15 protein-coding genes and 3 tRNA genes are annotated in these 13804 nt (G+C 68.3%); 9 read left to right on the top strand and 9 right to left on the bottom strand.

From position 1 onward, the window contains the following. Positions 1–48: 48 nt before the first annotated feature. Together trpC and ABB33_RS16545 are read left to right on the top strand one after the other, a co-directional pair. A complete protein-coding gene (trpC, locus tag ABB33_RS16550) occupies positions 49–843 on the top strand; it encodes an indole-3-glycerol phosphate synthase TrpC (protein ID WP_056932812.1) in 795 nt (264 codons plus the stop codon). Beyond that, positions 840–1556: a haloacid dehalogenase-like hydrolase gene (locus ABB33_RS16545; protein ID WP_054667810.1), complete on the top strand. Its 717-nt coding sequence runs from the start codon at positions 840–842 to the stop codon at positions 1554–1556. Before trpC ends, ABB33_RS16545 begins: the two co-directional genes overlap by 4 nt. Positions 1557–1598: 42 nt before the next feature. Here ABB33_RS16545 and ABB33_RS16540 read toward each other — a convergent pair whose 3' ends face one another. Together ABB33_RS16540 and crp are read right to left on the bottom strand one after the other, a co-directional pair. Next, positions 1599–2357, bottom strand: coding sequence for a sulfite exporter TauE/SafE family protein (locus ABB33_RS16540; protein ID WP_054667808.1), 759 nt, complete (start codon positions 2355–2357; stop codon positions 1599–1601). 214 nt (positions 2358–2571) lie between these two features. After that, positions 2572–3261: a cAMP-activated global transcriptional regulator CRP gene (crp, locus tag ABB33_RS16535; RefSeq protein ID WP_054668795.1), complete on the bottom strand. Its 690-nt coding sequence runs from the start codon at positions 3259–3261 to the stop codon at positions 2572–2574. Positions 3262–3417: 156 nt separating this feature from the next. On the opposite strand from crp, the gene speD reads away from it, so the two are divergent. Together speD and sugE are read left to right on the top strand one after the other, a co-directional pair. Beyond that, positions 3418–4212, top strand: a complete 795-nt coding sequence (gene speD, locus ABB33_RS16530; protein WP_054667806.1) for an adenosylmethionine decarboxylase — start codon at positions 3418–3420, stop codon at positions 4210–4212. 165 nt (positions 4213–4377) lie between these two features. Further along, positions 4378–4692 (top strand): quaternary ammonium compound efflux SMR transporter SugE, encoded by a 315-nt coding sequence (gene sugE / locus ABB33_RS16525; RefSeq protein WP_056932811.1) that lies wholly within the window; start codon positions 4378–4380, stop codon positions 4690–4692. A gap of 168 nt (positions 4693–4860) precedes the next feature. On the opposite strand, the gene coq7 is transcribed toward sugE, so the two are convergent. Next, complete coding sequence (gene coq7 / locus ABB33_RS16520; protein WP_054667802.1) at positions 4861–5505, bottom strand: 2-polyprenyl-3-methyl-6-methoxy-1,4-benzoquinone monooxygenase; 645 nt, start codon at positions 5503–5505, stop codon at positions 4861–4863. 193 nt (positions 5506–5698) lie between these two features. Between coq7 and rplM the strand changes: the two genes are divergently transcribed. Together rplM and rpsI are read left to right on the top strand one after the other, a co-directional pair. Continuing rightward, complete coding sequence (gene rplM, locus ABB33_RS16515) at positions 5699–6127, top strand: 50S ribosomal protein L13 (protein WP_056932810.1); 429 nt, start codon at positions 5699–5701, stop codon at positions 6125–6127. A gap of 2 nt (positions 6128–6129) precedes the next feature. Then, complete coding sequence (rpsI, locus tag ABB33_RS16510) at positions 6130–6522, top strand: 30S ribosomal protein S9 (protein ID WP_054667799.1); 393 nt, start codon at positions 6130–6132, stop codon at positions 6520–6522. A gap of 170 nt (positions 6523–6692) precedes the next feature. Here the strand turns inward: rpsI and ABB33_RS16505 are convergent. The 3 genes from ABB33_RS16505 to ABB33_RS16495 all read right to left on the bottom strand — a co-directional run bounded on the left by ABB33_RS16505 (position 6693) and on the right by ABB33_RS16495 (position 7059). Further along, positions 6693–6767: transfer RNA gene (locus ABB33_RS16505), tRNA-Gln, on the bottom strand. A 109-nt stretch (positions 6768–6876) separates the two neighbouring features. After that, positions 6877–6951 (bottom strand) — tRNA-Gln (locus ABB33_RS16500). A 31-nt stretch (positions 6952–6982) separates the two neighbouring features. Beyond that, positions 6983–7059: transfer RNA gene (locus ABB33_RS16495), tRNA-Met, on the bottom strand. A 120-nt stretch (positions 7060–7179) separates the two neighbouring features. Between ABB33_RS16495 and ABB33_RS16490 the strand changes: the two genes are divergently transcribed. The 3 genes from ABB33_RS16490 (at position 7180) to bfr (ending at position 8748) form a co-directional block, all read left to right on the top strand. Then, positions 7180–7800 carry an RNA pyrophosphohydrolase gene (locus ABB33_RS16490; RefSeq protein ID WP_056932809.1) on the top strand — a complete coding sequence of 207 codons (621 nt, stop codon included), beginning with the start codon at positions 7180–7182 and terminating at the stop codon, positions 7798–7800. A gap of 122 nt (positions 7801–7922) precedes the next feature. Continuing rightward, positions 7923–8132, top strand: coding sequence for a (2Fe-2S)-binding protein (locus ABB33_RS16485; protein ID WP_054668794.1), 210 nt, complete (start codon positions 7923–7925; stop codon positions 8130–8132). A 145-nt stretch (positions 8133–8277) separates the two neighbouring features. Then, positions 8278–8748 (top strand): bacterioferritin, encoded by a 471-nt coding sequence (gene bfr, locus ABB33_RS16480; RefSeq protein WP_054667795.1) that lies wholly within the window; start codon positions 8278–8280, stop codon positions 8746–8748. Positions 8749–8898: 150 nt separating this feature from the next. On the opposite strand, the gene ABB33_RS16475 is transcribed toward bfr, so the two are convergent. The 3 genes from ABB33_RS16475 to ABB33_RS16465 are packed head-to-tail and all read right to left on the bottom strand — an operon-like array spanning position 8899 to position 13670. Beyond that, a complete protein-coding gene (locus tag ABB33_RS16475; RefSeq protein ID WP_380609978.1) occupies positions 8899–11184 on the bottom strand; it encodes a hybrid sensor histidine kinase/response regulator in 2286 nt (761 codons plus the stop codon). Between the two features lies 1 nt (position 11185). Beyond that, the gene (locus ABB33_RS16470) at positions 11186–13000 is read right to left on the bottom strand and encodes an EAL domain-containing protein (RefSeq protein ID WP_054667792.1); all 1815 of its coding nucleotides are present in this window, start codon (positions 12998–13000) and stop codon (positions 11186–11188) included. A 31-nt stretch (positions 13001–13031) separates the two neighbouring features. After that, entirely contained in the window at positions 13032–13670 is a 639-nt protein-coding gene (locus ABB33_RS16465) for a DUF4126 domain-containing protein (RefSeq protein WP_056932808.1), read from the bottom strand. Between the last annotated feature and the right edge of the window lie 134 nt (positions 13671–13804).

Raw genomic sequence — 13804 nt, 5'->3', positions numbered from 1 at the left:
CAACCCGTCTTCCCTTCCCGCCGTACCGTCTTCCAGGAAAGCAGAGTCATGAGCGACATCCTCAACACCATCCTCGCCCGCAAGACGCAGGAGGTGGCCGAGCGCAGTGCCCGCGTGCCGCTGGCCGAACTGAAGGCGCGCGTTGCCGATGCGTCGCCGGTGCGTGGTTTCGCCAGCGCGCTGCAGGCGGCCATCGCCAACGGCGACCCGGCGGTGATCGCCGAGGTCAAGAAGGCCAGCCCGTCCAAGGGCGTGATCCGCCCGGATTTCCGTCCGGCCGAGATCGCGGTCAGCTACGAGCTGGGCGGCGCCAGCTGCCTGTCGGTGCTCACCGACGTGGATTTCTTCCAGGGCGCCGACGCCTATCTGCGCGAGGCGCGCGAGGCCTGCACGCTGCCGGTGCTGCGCAAGGATTTCGTCATCGACCCCTACCAGGTGGTCGAGGCCCGCGTGCTGGGCGCGGACTGCATCCTGCTGATCGTCTCGGCGCTGGACGACCGCCAGCTGGCCGGATTGTCCGACCTGGCGATGCAGCTGGGCATGGACGTGCTGGTGGAAGTCCATGACATCGACGAGCTGGAGCGCGCCATCCAGGTGCCGGTGCCGCTGGTGGGCATCAACAACCGCAACCTGCGCACCTTCGAGGTATCGCTGGACACCACGCTGTCGATGCGCGCGGCGGTGCCGCGCGACCGCCTGCTGGTCACCGAGAGCGGCATCCTCGGCCCGGCCGACGTCAGGACCATGCGCGAGGCCGGCGTCAACGCCTTCCTGGTCGGCGAGGCCTTCATGCGCGTGGAGGAGCCGGGCGAGGGCCTGCGTCAGCTATTCTTCAGCGCATGACCGAGTCCTACCCCGTTCCCCGCGACGACGCGCAACTGGTCGTCTTCGATTTCGACCACACGCTGTACGACGGCGATTCCGGCAGCCACCTGTTCGCCTGGCTGATCCGCCGCAACCCGCTGCGGATGCTGGCGGCAGTGCTGATCACGCCATTGTTCGGCCCGCTGGTGGCGCTGCTGCCGACGCGCCGCTTCGGCATTTCCGGCTACGTGTGGATCGCGACCTTCGGCCTGCACCGGGCGCGGGAGTTCAACGGCATCATCGACCAGTACGTGCGCGCGCACGAACCTGCGATCCGCGCGCGGCTGCTGCCACGGGCGCTGGATGTGTTCGCCGCGCATCGCCGCGCCGGCGACCGGGTGGTGGTGGCAACCGGTGCGCCGCCGGAGCTGGCGCGTGCCATCCTGGCCTTCGTCGCGCACCAGGACGTGCCGGTGGTCGGCAGCGAAGTGGGGCCGCGGCTGGGCGCGATGGGCGCCACCCGCCACTGCCACAACGAAGAGAAGATGCGCATGCTGCGCGAGCGCGGCTATGGCGCCATCGCCATCGCCTACTCGGACAGCACCGCCGACCTGCCGCTGCTGCGCGCGGCGCAGGCGCCGGTGGTGGTCAACCCCAAGCATTCGCGGGTGGCGTACTTCCGCCGTGTGTTGCCGGCCGGCACCCGCATCCTCAACTGGGGCTGTGCCGAGCGCGGCGGCGAGCCGGCCTGAACGGCGCCGCCGGCCATTGGCCGGCGGTGCGCCTGCCGGGCGTCAGCCCAGCCAGCGGTGCAGTGCGTGGCCGATCTGGAACAGGCTGATCGACAGCACCAGCACCCCCACCGCGATGAGTACCCAGCGCTCCTTGAGGCGCTTGACCAGCAGCGCCGCCACCGGTGCGGCCATCATCCCGCCGACCAGCAGCCCGGCGACGATGGACAGGTGCTGCAATCCCATCGACAGCAGGAACGTGGTCGAGATCGCCAGGGTGACGATGAATTCGGCCGCATTCACCGTACCGATGGTGGTGCGTGCCTTGCCGCCGCGCGCGAGCAGGGTCGAGGTCGCCACCGGCCCCCAGCCGCCGCCGCCACTGGCGTCGAGCAGGCCGGCGAAGAAGCCCAGCACCGGTACCCGCTGCACCTCGCTGCGTGGGGTGAAGCGGCCGGCCGCGCGGGCAAGGATGAAGATCGCCAGCGCCAGCAGGTAGAGATAGATGAAGGGGCGGATGAACTCGCCGGGCAACTGGGTCAGGACGTAGGCGCCGAGTGCGCCGCCAACCGCACCGGGCAGCGCCAGGCGCAGGAACAGCCGCCGGTCGACGTTGCCGGCCGCCAGATGCGATACCCCGGACGCGCCGGTGGTGAATACCTCGGCGGTATGGATGCTGGCGCTCACCGCCGCCGGTGGCAGCCCCATGCTCAACAGAACAGACGAGGACACCAGCCCGAATGCCATGCCCAGGGCGCCATCGACCAGCTGCGCCCCGATCCCGATCAGGATGAACCAGTAGAACTCGCTTCCAAATTCCATTGGTGGAGACTGCTGGGTAAGGAAGGCAACCGTCAAGGCCGCGGGATTGCCCCGCGGTGCCGGACTCGGGGGCTGGAGACGTCAGGTTTCCGCTGAGGCAGCCCGCTTTTGTTGTCAAAGGGGCGCGCGCGGACAGGCGCAGGGATCTGGAGGCCGATGCGCCGGGGCCCCGGGGTCTGCGGAGCAGACTCTGGGGTTTATGCGTGAGTACGTATCAACGCGTTCCGTACAGCACGATGGTCTTGCCGCGCGCGTGCAGGATGCCGTCGGCCTGCAGCTTCTTGAGCACGCGCCCGGCCATTTCCCGCGAGCAGCCCACCAGCCGGGCGATCTCCTGCCGCGAAACGCGCAGCTGGGTGCCCTGCGGGTGACTCATCGATTCCGGCTCGCGGGCCAGGTCGTGCAGGGTGCGCACGATGCGGTCGGTCACGTCCAGGAACGCCAGGCGGCTGGCCTTGCGGCTGGTGTGCAGCAGGCGCCGGGAAATCTGCGAGCCGATCGCGTACAGCAGCCGCGGGGCGTCGCTGGACAGCGGCCCCAGGAACAGCTGGTGCAGCCGTTCGTAGCTGATCTCGGCCAGTTCGCAGGGGGTGCGGGTGCGCAGGATCACCTCGCGCTTGTCCGATTCGATGAACAGCCCCATCTCGCCGACGAACTCGCCGGCGCCGAAGTAGCCCAGCACCAGTTCCCGGTCCTCGTCCTCCTCGGCGATGATGCTGACCGAGCCGCTGACCACGTAGTACATGGTGCCGGCCGGGTCGCCGGGGCGGAACACGTCGGTGCGCCCCGGGTAGCGGCGGCGGTGGCTGTGGGCCAGGAACCGATCGATGGTGGCGATATCCAGGGCCAAGGGGCTGGAGGCGAGGCGCACGTTAGGCACGGTGTTGGCGATCCCTGGACTCATGATGACGTTCATGTTCGTGTTTATGAACTTGTCTTAACGGACAAGCTTAGCGACGCAGGCCACAAGGGGCAAACGCCTGTTGGCCGCGCACGTTTCGCCGGGGGGCGGTTTGCCCCATAATTGCCCCCTTTCCCACCATTCACAGGACCGACCGCCGTGGTCAAGCCGTTGCCTCGCCTGAGGTTGCAGGGTTTCAACAACCTCACCAAGGCGCTGAGCTTCAACATCTATGACGTCTGCTATGCGCGTACCGAAGAGGAGCGCCAGCGTTACATCGAGTACATCGACGAGGAATACAACGCCGATCGACTCACGCAGATCCTCACCGATGTGGCCGAGATCATCGGCGCCAACATCCTGAACATCGCCCGTCAGGATTACGATCCGCAGGGCGCGTCGGTGACCATCCTCATCTCCGAGGAGCCGGTGATCGACAAGAAGGCCGCCGGCAAGGAGCTGATCTCCGACGCGGTGGTCGCGCACATGGACAAGAGCCACATCACCGTCCATACCTATCCCGAGACACACCCGCAGGAAGGCATCGCCACCTTCCGCGCCGATATCGACGTCGCCACCTGCGGCGTGATCTCGCCGCTGAAGGCGCTGAACTACCTGATCGAGAGCCTCGAGTCGGACATCGTGATCATGGACTACCGCGTCCGTGGCTTCACCCGCGACGTGAAGGGCAAGAAGCACTTCATCGACCACAAGATCAACTCGATCCAGAACTTCCTGGCCAAGAACATCAAGTCGCGCTACGAGATGTTCGACGTCAACGTCTACCAGGAGAACATCTTCCACACGAAGATGCACCTGAAGGATTTCGACCTGGACCAGTACCTGTTCGAGGAGAAGGCCAAGAACCTCTCGTTCAAGGAGCGCATGAAGATCGAGGCGCTGCTGCGCCGCGAGATCGAGGAGCTGTTCCACGGCCGCAACCTGGCCGAGTGACGGTTACATGCGGTTCGGGGAGCGGTTGCTAGCCTGCCGCTCCTGAAATACCCGGCGGGACGGCCCGCCCCGTGGTGCGATCCACGGAACACAGCCGACGGCGGCCCGGTGCTCACCAGCACCGGGCCGCTTTTTTTGTGCCCAAACCTTTAAGGAGTAAACCCCATGGCCTGGATCTACCTGCTGGTGGCCGGTCTGTTCGAAGTCGTCTGGGCGATCGGCCTGAAGTACACCGAGGGCTGGACCCGGCTGTGGCCCAGCGTGGGCACCCTGGCGGCGATGGCGGTCAGCTTCTGGTGCCTGTCGCAGTCGCTCAGGTCGATCCCGATCGGCACCGGCTATGCGATCTGGACCGGGATCGGCGCGGTCGGCGCCGCCGCGCTGGGCATCGTGCTGTTCGGCGACAGCGCCTCGTGGCCGCGGCTGCTGTGCATCGGCCTGATCGTGGCTGGCGTGATCGGGTTGAAGATCGTGTCGTAGTCACGTCCGCGGAGCGGGCATGCTGCCCCGGGGTCCGCTGCGCAAACCTTGGGTCCCGGCTCCGGGTTCACCCATTCCCGCGCCTTCGGCGCGCCGGCTTGACCCGTGGGCCCTGCAGCAGACGGAATGCGTGCTTCGCCCGTTCCGCCGTGAGGCCGGGGCGTGGGTTCAGAGCCGGTAGGCGATGGTTTTCATGGCCCGGGAGGCCAGTGCCATCACCGCCGGGATCGGTGCCGGCAGGATCCGCGCGCCGGCGTGTTCGGCATGGTCGGCGTGGCGTGCCTCGTCGATCTTCATCACCTTGAGGATCTCGCGGCTGCGCTGGTCGGCCGGTGGCAGGGTCTCAAGGTGCTCGTCCAGGTGCGCCTCCACCTGGCGCTCGGTCTCGACCACGAAACCCAGGTTCCAGCCGTCGCCGCGCAGCCCGGCGAGGGTGCCGATGGCGTAGCTGCCGGCATACCACAGCGGGTTGAACAGGCTGGGGCGGCTGTCGAGCTCGCGCAGGCGGTCCGCGCACCAGCCCAGGTGGTCGGTCTCCTCCTGCGCCGCTTCCAGCAGGTGCGCGCGGGTGGACGGGTCGCGGGCGACGGCTGCCTGTCCGAAATACAGCCCCTGAGCGCACACTTCGCCGACGTGGTTGATGCGCATCAGGCCTGCGGCGTGGCGCCTTGCGTCCGGTTCCAGCACCACGTCCGGGGTATCGCCGGCGGGGTTGGGGCGGCGCGCCGGCGGGTTGCCGAACACCGTGTCCAGCGCGCGCTGGGCCTCGGTCAGCAGGCGGTCCAGGGGCGTGAAGGCGCGGTCGGTGGTCATGGCGTCCAGGCGGGGTGGGGGAGAGCCGGATTCTCGCCGCTGTCCCCGGGGCTGCCAAGGCCGGCCGGGTGGCGGCTTGCGTGGGCCGGTCACGGCCGGTACAATTCCGCCTCTTGTGTTTCACCTTCACAACGCGTGGCAGAGTTCCGGCAGTTCAGCGCCGCAATGAGCCCGACCTAACCTGAGTTCTTTCATGAGCACTTTCACCGCAAAGAACGAGACCGTCCAGCGTGACTGGTATCTCGTCGACGCCTCGGGCAAGACCCTGGGCCGTCTGGCCACCGAGCTGGCCCGCCGCCTGCGTGGCAAGCACAAGCCGGTCTACACCCCGCACGTCGATACCGGCGACTACCTGGTTGTCATCAACGCAGAGAAGATTGTCGTCACCGGCAAGAAGCTGCAGGACAAGCAGTACCACCGCTTCACCGGCTACATCGGCAACCTGAAGACCGAGACCCTGGCCCAGGCGCTGGAGCGTCACCCGGAGCGCGTGATCGAGATCGCTGTCAAGGGCATGCTGCCGAAGGGCCCGCTGGGCCGCGCCATGTACCGCAAGCTCAAGGTCTACGCCGGCGCCGAGCACCCGCACGCCGCCCAGCAGCCGCAAGTTCTGGATATCTAATCATGGCTATCACGCAAAACTACGGCACTGGCCGCCGCAAGTCCTCCACCGCCCGCGTGTTCCTGCGCAAGGGTTCGGGCAACATCACCGTCAATGGCCGTCCGCTGGACGAGTTCTTCGGCCGTGAGACCGCGCGCATGATCGTGCGCCAGCCGCTCGAGCTGACCAAGAACACCGAGAGCTTCGACGTCATCGTCACCGCCACCGGCGGCGGCACCACCGGCCAGGCCGGTGCGATCCGCCTGGGCATCGCCCGCGCCCTGGTCGAGTACGACGAAGGCCTGAAGTCCGAGCTGCGCAAGGCCGGCTTCATGACCCGTGACGCCCGCGAAGTCGAGCGCAAGAAGGTTGGTCTGCACAAGGCCCGCCGCGCCACCCAGTTCTCCAAGCGCTGATCCATCGCGCCTGGCGTGGGGTCCTCCGGGATCCCGCTGGGAAAACAAAAGCCCGGCCTCGGCCGGGCTTTTGTCGTTCCGGGGTGGCGTGAAGCCCATGGCGGCTGCCGCGCCGGCATCCGCTGGGGGCAAAAAGAAAGGCCTGATCTTTCGATCAGGCCTTTGGTATTTGGCAGCCCCGGAAGGATTCGAACCTCCGAATGCCTGAGTCAGAGTCAGGTGCCTTACCGCTTGGCGACGGGGCTAGGCAGGGGTGGATTATCGCATGCCGCGACGGTCGAGGCCAACAGGGGTGGCGAGACCGCTGGAGCAGGCAAAAAAAGACCAGATCTTTCGATCTGGTCTTTTGATATCTGGCAGCCCCGGAAGGATTCGAACCTCCGAATGTCTGAGTCAGAGTCAGATGCCTTACCGCTTGGCGACGGGGCTGTGGTTTTCAGGAGCCGGGCTCCTGCTCCCTTGGTGGCTATGGGTGGACTCGAACCACCGACCCCAGCATTATGAGTGCTGTGCTCTAACCGGCTGAGCTACATAGCCTCAGGGAGCCCGCAATTCTGCGTATCGCCGGCTTGCCTGTCAACTGTTTTTTCCGCGCTTGTGGCATTGCAGCGGCCATGGCAGAGTCCAAGCCAGTAGAAATATTTAGGAGTCCGCATCGTGATCGATCCGGACGGCTATCGACCGAACGTCGGCATCGTGCTGATGCGGGAAGACGGACAGGTGTTCTGGGCACGACGCGTGCGCCGGGACGGCTGGCAGTTCCCGCAGGGTGGGATGAACTCCGACGAGACCCCGGTCGAGGCCATGTATCGCGAGCTGCAGGAAGAAACCGGCCTGTTGCCTGAACATGTCGAAGTGCTCGGGGCTACCCCGGGCTGGCTTCGCTACCGGTTGCCCAGCCGCGCCATCCGCCGTACCGAGAAGCAGGTCTGCATCGGCCAGAAGCAGGTCTGGTTCCTGCTGCGGCTGACCGGCGACGAAGGCCATGTGCGCCTGGACCATACCGAGGCCCCCGAGTTCGACCATTGGCGCTGGGTGGATTTCTGGTATCCCGTCGAGCATGTGGTCATGTTCAAGCGGGGTGTCTATGCGCGCGCGCTGCGGCATCTGGCGCCGTTGGCGCGGGGCATCGCCGGGCAAGGGGTGACGGCGATGCCGAAGAGCGCCCAGGAGGCGTGGATGCCCGGCCATGCGGCAGGCCATGAGCGCCCGCGCAAGCGTTCGCGCAAGCGCGGCTACTGGCCGCGGAAGGCGCAGGGCGAGGGGCCGACGGCCTGACGGCCTGACGGCCTGACGGCCGCCATCTGATCGATAACGATTCAGGATTTTAATTGACAATCGTTCTCGTTTTCGTTGAAATGGCTTCCGGCCACTCCCGGCCGGTCCTGCCCATCGCCCCCGTGTACGTCTGCATCTGCAACGGTGTCACCGACCACCAGATCCGCGAAGCGGCCGACAACGGCTGCAGTTCGGTTGCCGAGCTGACGATGCGCACCGGCTGCGGTTCCAGCTGCGGTTCCTGCCTGGAGATGGCCGGCGAGCTCCTGGCCAAGGCGCGCGCGGTGCACGACCTGCCGCTGCCGGTACTCGGCCTGGCCAGGGTGGCCTGAACTCCGTCGCGGCGCGTGGCCGCGGCGTGAGCGCATGCGTCAGGTCCGCCGTTGCGGCCGGACCAATGCATACGATTCGCGTTCCTTCATCGACGCATCCGTGACGCTACAGTGCGCGCGTTCAATGCGTGCAGGAGCAACTCCCATGAAAGGCGACGTCAAGGTCATCGAATTCCTCAACAAGGTGCTCTACAACGAGCTGACCGCGATCAACCAGTACTTCCTGCACGCCAAGATGCTGAAGAACTGGGGCCTGAAGGAGCTGGCCGAGCACGAGTACAAGGAATCCATCGACGAGATGAAGCATGCGGACGCGTTGTCCGACCGCATCCTGTTCCTCGAGGGACTGCCGAACTTCCAGGCGCTGGGCAAGCTGCGCATCGGCGAGAGTCCGGTCGAGATCCTGCGCTGCGACCTGGCGCTGGAAACCTCGGCGGTGGCGGTGCTGCGCGAGGCCGTGGCCTACGCGGAGAGCATCGGCGACTACGTCAGCCGCGAGCTGTTCGTGAAGATCCTCGACTCCGAGGAAGAGCACATCGACTGGCTGGAAACCCAGCTGGACCTGATCGAGCGCATCGGCGAGCCGAACTACCTGCTGACCAAGCTGGACGACTGAGCGCCCGCCCCGGCGCTGTGCCGGGCACTTGCGGGCCCAGGCCACGGCATCGCTCATCTACCCAGGGCCGCGCCGTCTGCGCGGCGCTGATCCCGCTCCCTTTCCCGCACGCGCGCCCCGGCGCGACATGCGCGTGCGCGCGAGCCGGGCTCAGGCCTGCAGGGCCCGTTCGCCGCGCATGTCCGACTGGTAGCCGATCAGCGCGAGCCGGGCGCGGGCGAACTCGGCAATGATCAGTGCGACCATCACCGCCGGGCGTTCCAGCTTGCCCGAGCGGGCGGCCAGTTCGACCCGGCGCGCCGCGGCCGACAGGGCCAGGGCACCGACATTGGCGCTGGCCGACTTGAGGCTGTGCGCCAGTTCGCGCAACTGGTCCAGGTCGGGTGTGACCGCGGCCTCCTGCAGCTGGCGCACCAGCGGGGTGGTGTCGTCGAGGAACACGTCGATGATGGTGGCGGTCTCGGCGCCGGCGATCTCGCGCAGTTCGTCCAGCACCTCGCGGTCGAGCACCGGCAGGGCGGTGGACTGGGCGGCCGAGGCCGGGGCTTCCTCGAGCTGGGCCGGTGCCGCCTGCGGCGGTTCGTCGCCGGCGGTCGGCGCGGGCCCGCACCAGCGCAGCAGGCAGGCCTGCAGGCCTTCGCGCGAAATGGGCTTGGACAGGTAGTCGTCCATTCCCGCGTCCAGGCAGCGCTGGCGGTCGCCGGCCATGGCGTTGGCGGTCATGGCGATGATCGGCAGGCGCGTAGCCTGGGTAGTGGCCTCGTGCTCGCGCCAGCGGCGGGTGGCGGCGTAACCGTCCAGCACTGGCATCTGGCAGTCCATCAGCACCGCCTGGTAAGCGGCGGCGTGCAGCTTGTCCAGCGCGAGCTGGCCGTTGATGGCGGTTTCCACTTCGCAGCCGAGCACGCCCAGCAGCTTCTGCGCCACGAGCAGGTTGACCGGGTTGTCCTCGACCAGCAGCACCCGTGTGCCGGCCAGTCCGCGCGCCCGTTCCAGCGATGCCGGGGCAGGGGGCGGCGCTTCCGGCGCGACGGAGGGTGCGGCCGCGCCGGTGTCCGGCGCAGTGCTGGCCGGTTCCGTCAACGCCGCGCGCAGGGCCGCATCCGCCGCCTGCCGCGATACCACGCGTGGACTGTCGCGCAGCTCGGCCGGCAGCGGTGCGTCGTCCTGCAGCCAGACCAGGCGGTGGTCGCCGCCGGCCCGCTGCAGCGCCGCGACACCCAGGCGCAGCGATGACAGGTCGCCGATGACGGCGTGCAAGGGCTGTGTGGTGCCGCCGGTGCGGAGCAGGTCCAGCGCTTCCTGCACCGTGTCCACGCTGCGGACCTCGAACCCCCAGTTCGGCAGGATCAGCTCCAGCCGCTGGCGCAGGCGCGCGTCGGTGGACACCAGCAGCACCCGCGGGTGGGCACCGTGCGCCGGTGCGCGCAGGTCGCCGATCACCTTGAGCAGTGGAATCTCGAACCAGAAGGTCGAGCCCTGGCCGGGCACCGAGTCGAGCCCGATCCGGCCATGCATCAGGTCGATGATGCGCTTGCAGATGGCCAGGCCCAGGCCGGTGCCGCCATACAGGCGGGTGGTCGAGGCATCGGCCTGGGTGAAGGCGCTGAACAGGCGTTGCTGCTGTTCCGCATCGATGCCGATGCCGGTGTCGCGGACCTCGAAGCGCAGCAGGTGCTGCGCGTTGGTCTCGCCCATGCGCCGCACCTGCACCTGGATGCCGCCGCGTTCGGTGAACTTGATCGCGTTGACCATCAGGTTGCTGAGCACCTGGCGCAGGCGTACCGGGTCGCCGCGCACCGCCAGCCGCACCGCCGGGTCGAGCGCCAGGGTGATGTCCAGCCCCTTGTGCGCGGCCGAGCGCTGCATCAGCTGCAGCAGCGAGTCCAGCAGCTCGCGCAGGTTGAACGTGGTGATCTCCAGTTCCAGCCGCTGCGCTTCGAGCTTGGAGTAGTCGAGGATGTCGTCGACGATGCGGAACAACGCCCGCGAACTCTCGCTGGCGGTGTTGAGCATCTCGCGCTGTTCGGCGGCCAGCGGACCCTGCGCGACCATTTCCAGCATCGGGATGATGCCGTTGAGCGGGGTGCGGATCTCGTGGCTCATGGTGGCCAGGAACTCGCCCTTGGCCAGCATCGCCGCCTCGGCATCCTGCTTGGCCTGCAGCAGTTGCTGCTCGAGCTGGACATGGCGCTGCTGTTCCTGGCGCAGCCGCTGCAGCTCGCGCTCGTTGTCGCGCGAGCGCTGCGCGAACGCGGCGGACGTGTCGGCCAGGGCGCGTGCGGCGAGCGCGGCCAGCAATGCGCACAGGCAGGCGAGCGCGGCCAGGACGGTGGTGATGATCTGCGCCGGTAGCGGCGGCGGCAGCCACTGCGCCGCGCCGGCGGCGACCGCGAGCATCGCCGAAGCCATGGCCCAGCGGTTGGCTGCCTGCATCTCAGAGCACCGTGTTCTGGAAGTCGAAGTCCAGCTCGCTGCCGACCGACTGCACCACGTTGCCCTGGATGAAGTCGATGCCGCTCATCCACATCGCGGCGGCGGCCTGCGGGTCCTCGATCTGCTGGCCGATGATCTGCAGCCCGGCGCGGTGCGCGGCATCGATCGCGCCGCGCAGTTCGTCGCGCAACTGCTGGCTGGCGTGGCTGCCGGCGAAGCGTCCGGCCATGCGCACGAAGCCCAGCGGCAGCTGGGTCATCAGCGCGTTGGCCTCGTCGCCGGGTTCGAACTGGCTCAGGCAGAACTGCACGCCCGCGGGCATCAGCCGTTCGCAGAACTGCTGCAATGTCACCGCGTGTACCAGCGCGTCGCCCAGGCGCACGTCGATGACCAGCGAGCTGCCGGCGATCTGCCGGTCGGCGATGGCCTTGAGCAGCCAGCCGGCGAACGCCTCGCGGGCGAGGCTGCGCAGCGATTGCGACACGAACAGACGCATCGGCGGCACGGCGTGCTGGTAGCGGTGCAGCAGCCCCAGCGCATGGTCGAGCACCTGCTGGTCGAGATCGCCGATGCGCCCGGCCGCCTCGGCCGCCGGAATCACCTGGCCGGCCGAGAGCAGGGTGCCGTCGTTGCGCCGCAGGCGCAGCAGCACCTGGTACTGCGCGGTGTCGCTGCCGGCGACGGCCACGATCGGCTGGTAGGCCAGCTCGATCTGCCCCTCCAGCAGGGCCAGGTGTTCCTGCGCGGCGGCATCGCCGTTGCCCTGGTGGGCAGCCACGCCGTCGGCGAGCAGCCGCGCCTGCAGGGCGGTGCGTTCGACCGCCTCCAGGGCGATGCCGGCGTCCTCGAAACCTTGCGACAGGCGTGCATGACCCACGGCGCAGCGCAGGTGCAGCGATTCGTCATCGCGCACCACGAACGGGTGCGCGGACAGTGCCTGGCGTACCGAGCGCGCCAGTGCATCGACCGCGTCCTCGTCCATGCCGCGGCCCAGCAGCAGGAAGCTGTTGTCGTTCAACCGCGCCAGCAGGTGCGGGCGCGCGGCTTCGGCCAGGCGCCGGCCGGCCTGCATCATCAGCCGCTCGAAGGCGGCATAACCATAGCGTTCGCGCAGGCCCAGCGCGCTGGCGATCTCGATGAACATCAGCCCGCCATGCTCGGCCGCGGCCAGCGCCGCATCCAGTTGCAGCATCAGGTTGTGCCGGGTTGGCAGCCCGGTCTCCGGGTTGCTCAACGCCACCCCTTCGGCCGTGCCCTGCGACTGCTGGCGCGAACGGCGGATGCGGTTGGCCACCGCCGCGACCAGGTGGCGCGGGCGGATCGGTTTGGTGAGGAAATCGTCGGCGCCGCTGTCGAGCACCTCGAACTGGCGCTCGGGGTCGGGGTCGCCGGTCAGGAACACGATGGGCAGCAGCTGCTGCTGCGGGTTCTGGCGGATCAGCGCGGTCAGCCGCATGCCATCGAGCCCGGGCATGTGCAGGTCCATCAGGATCAGGTCGGGGCGGTGCTCGGCGATGGCCTGCTGCACGCCTTCGGCGTCCATCTGCACGATCGCCTGCATGCCGGCACCGTGCAGCACGCTCTGCGCGAACAGCGCCTGCGAGCGATCGTCCTCGACGATCAGCACCCGATAGGGCGTTTCGGCGGCCGCGGGCTGGCCCGCTTCGGGTGCCGCTGCCGGGGCGGCGGCGATATGCGCGCGGACTGCTTCGGCCGGCGGCGCGTTGCCCACGCTCCAGCGCTGCCAGTAGTCTGCCGGCGGGACCTCCGCGCGCGACAGGCGGGCGGAGGAGGTAGGTGTGTCGTTGCTTGCCATCGGTACTCCCCGTATGCCGTGGATTATGCGGTCAACGAGCCGGTGGCAGCGAATGGTCCCTGGCCGTTGCCGCTGCCGCGGCCGGCGCTGGTGCGGCGAACAGGCGCTTGACCCCGCGCCAGAGCGTGCGCCAGACCAGCCATACGGTCAGCGCGCCCAGCAGGCTTGCGCCGACCACCAGCGCCAGCGCCAGCCACGGGTGGGCCAGTGCCAGCGCCAGGCCGGCGATCACCACGCCGTCCTCTGCCACCGATGCGGCCCAGTTGCTGGCCGGCTCCGGGGAAGTGTTCAGCAGTGCCCGGGTGCCGGCCTTCAGGCCATGGCTGGCCAGTGCCACGCCGGCGCCGGCGGCGAGCGCGCCGGCGCCGAGCTGGCCGTCGGGGGACAGGGTCGCCGCGGCCAGGAAGGCGCCGGCCGGTACCCGGGCCAGGGTCTGCAGCAGGTCCCAGATCGAATCCACGCCGGGGATCTTGTCGGCGAAGAACTCGGTGGTCGCCAGCGCGGCCGAGGTGCCCAGCACCCACCATGACTGCGTGGCCTGCAGTGCCGGCGGCAGTTCGACCCAGCCCAGCACGCCGGCCAGGCCGACGCCGAACACGGTCAGGTACACGCGGATGCCGGCCAGCCAGGCCAGCAGGATGCCGATGACGAAAACGTGGGCTTCGGTCATGGTCGCGGACTCGCGCGGGAACTGTGAGCAGGATCGCAACTATCGACCATGCCCCGGGGGATTGCCAGTTCCCGGCGGGCCGTGCCGGGAGTCGTTTACACTGCCCAGCCGTTTCAACCGGAGCGAAGGTGCCG

It is taken from the genome of Stenotrophomonas acidaminiphila, from assembly GCF_001431595.1.
In the GTDB taxonomy this organism is placed as follows: Bacteria; Pseudomonadota; Gammaproteobacteria; order Xanthomonadales; family Xanthomonadaceae; genus Stenotrophomonas; species Stenotrophomonas acidaminiphila.
The sequence above is the reverse complement of the archived record's forward strand: the minus strand, read 5'-3'. Positions and strand labels throughout refer to the sequence as shown.

Excerpts from the sequence above, each read along its gene's own strand:
- ABB33_RS16470 (WP_054667792.1), bottom strand. The coding sequence starts at position 13,000 with ATGGCAAGCAACGACACACCTACCTCCTCCGCCCGCCTGTCGCGCGCG.
- ABB33_RS16475 (WP_380609978.1), bottom strand. The coding sequence starts at position 11,184 with ATGCAGGCAGCCAACCGCTGGGCCATGGCTTCGGCGATGCTCGCGGTC.
- ABB33_RS16540 (WP_054667808.1), bottom strand. The coding sequence starts at position 2,357 with ATGGAATTTGGAAGCGAGTTCTACTGGTTCATCCTGATCGGGATCGGG.
- ABB33_RS16465 (WP_056932808.1), bottom strand. The coding sequence starts at position 13,670 with ATGACCGAAGCCCACGTTTTCGTCATCGGCATCCTGCTGGCCTGGCTG.
- coq7 (WP_054667802.1), bottom strand. The coding sequence starts at position 5,505 with ATGACCACCGACCGCGCCTTCACGCCCCTGGACCGCCTGCTGACCGAG.
- bfr (WP_054667795.1), top strand. The coding sequence starts at position 8,278 with ATGAAAGGCGACGTCAAGGTCATCGAATTCCTCAACAAGGTGCTCTAC.
- sugE (WP_056932811.1), top strand. The coding sequence starts at position 4,378 with ATGGCCTGGATCTACCTGCTGGTGGCCGGTCTGTTCGAAGTCGTCTGG.
- rpsI (WP_054667799.1), top strand. The coding sequence starts at position 6,130 with ATGGCTATCACGCAAAACTACGGCACTGGCCGCCGCAAGTCCTCCACC.
- crp (WP_054668795.1), bottom strand. The coding sequence starts at position 3,261 with ATGAGTCCAGGGATCGCCAACACCGTGCCTAACGTGCGCCTCGCCTCC.
- ABB33_RS16545 (WP_054667810.1), top strand. The coding sequence starts at position 840 with ATGACCGAGTCCTACCCCGTTCCCCGCGACGACGCGCAACTGGTCGTC.
- rplM (WP_056932810.1), top strand. The coding sequence starts at position 5,699 with ATGAGCACTTTCACCGCAAAGAACGAGACCGTCCAGCGTGACTGGTAT.
- trpC (WP_056932812.1), top strand. The coding sequence starts at position 49 with ATGAGCGACATCCTCAACACCATCCTCGCCCGCAAGACGCAGGAGGTG.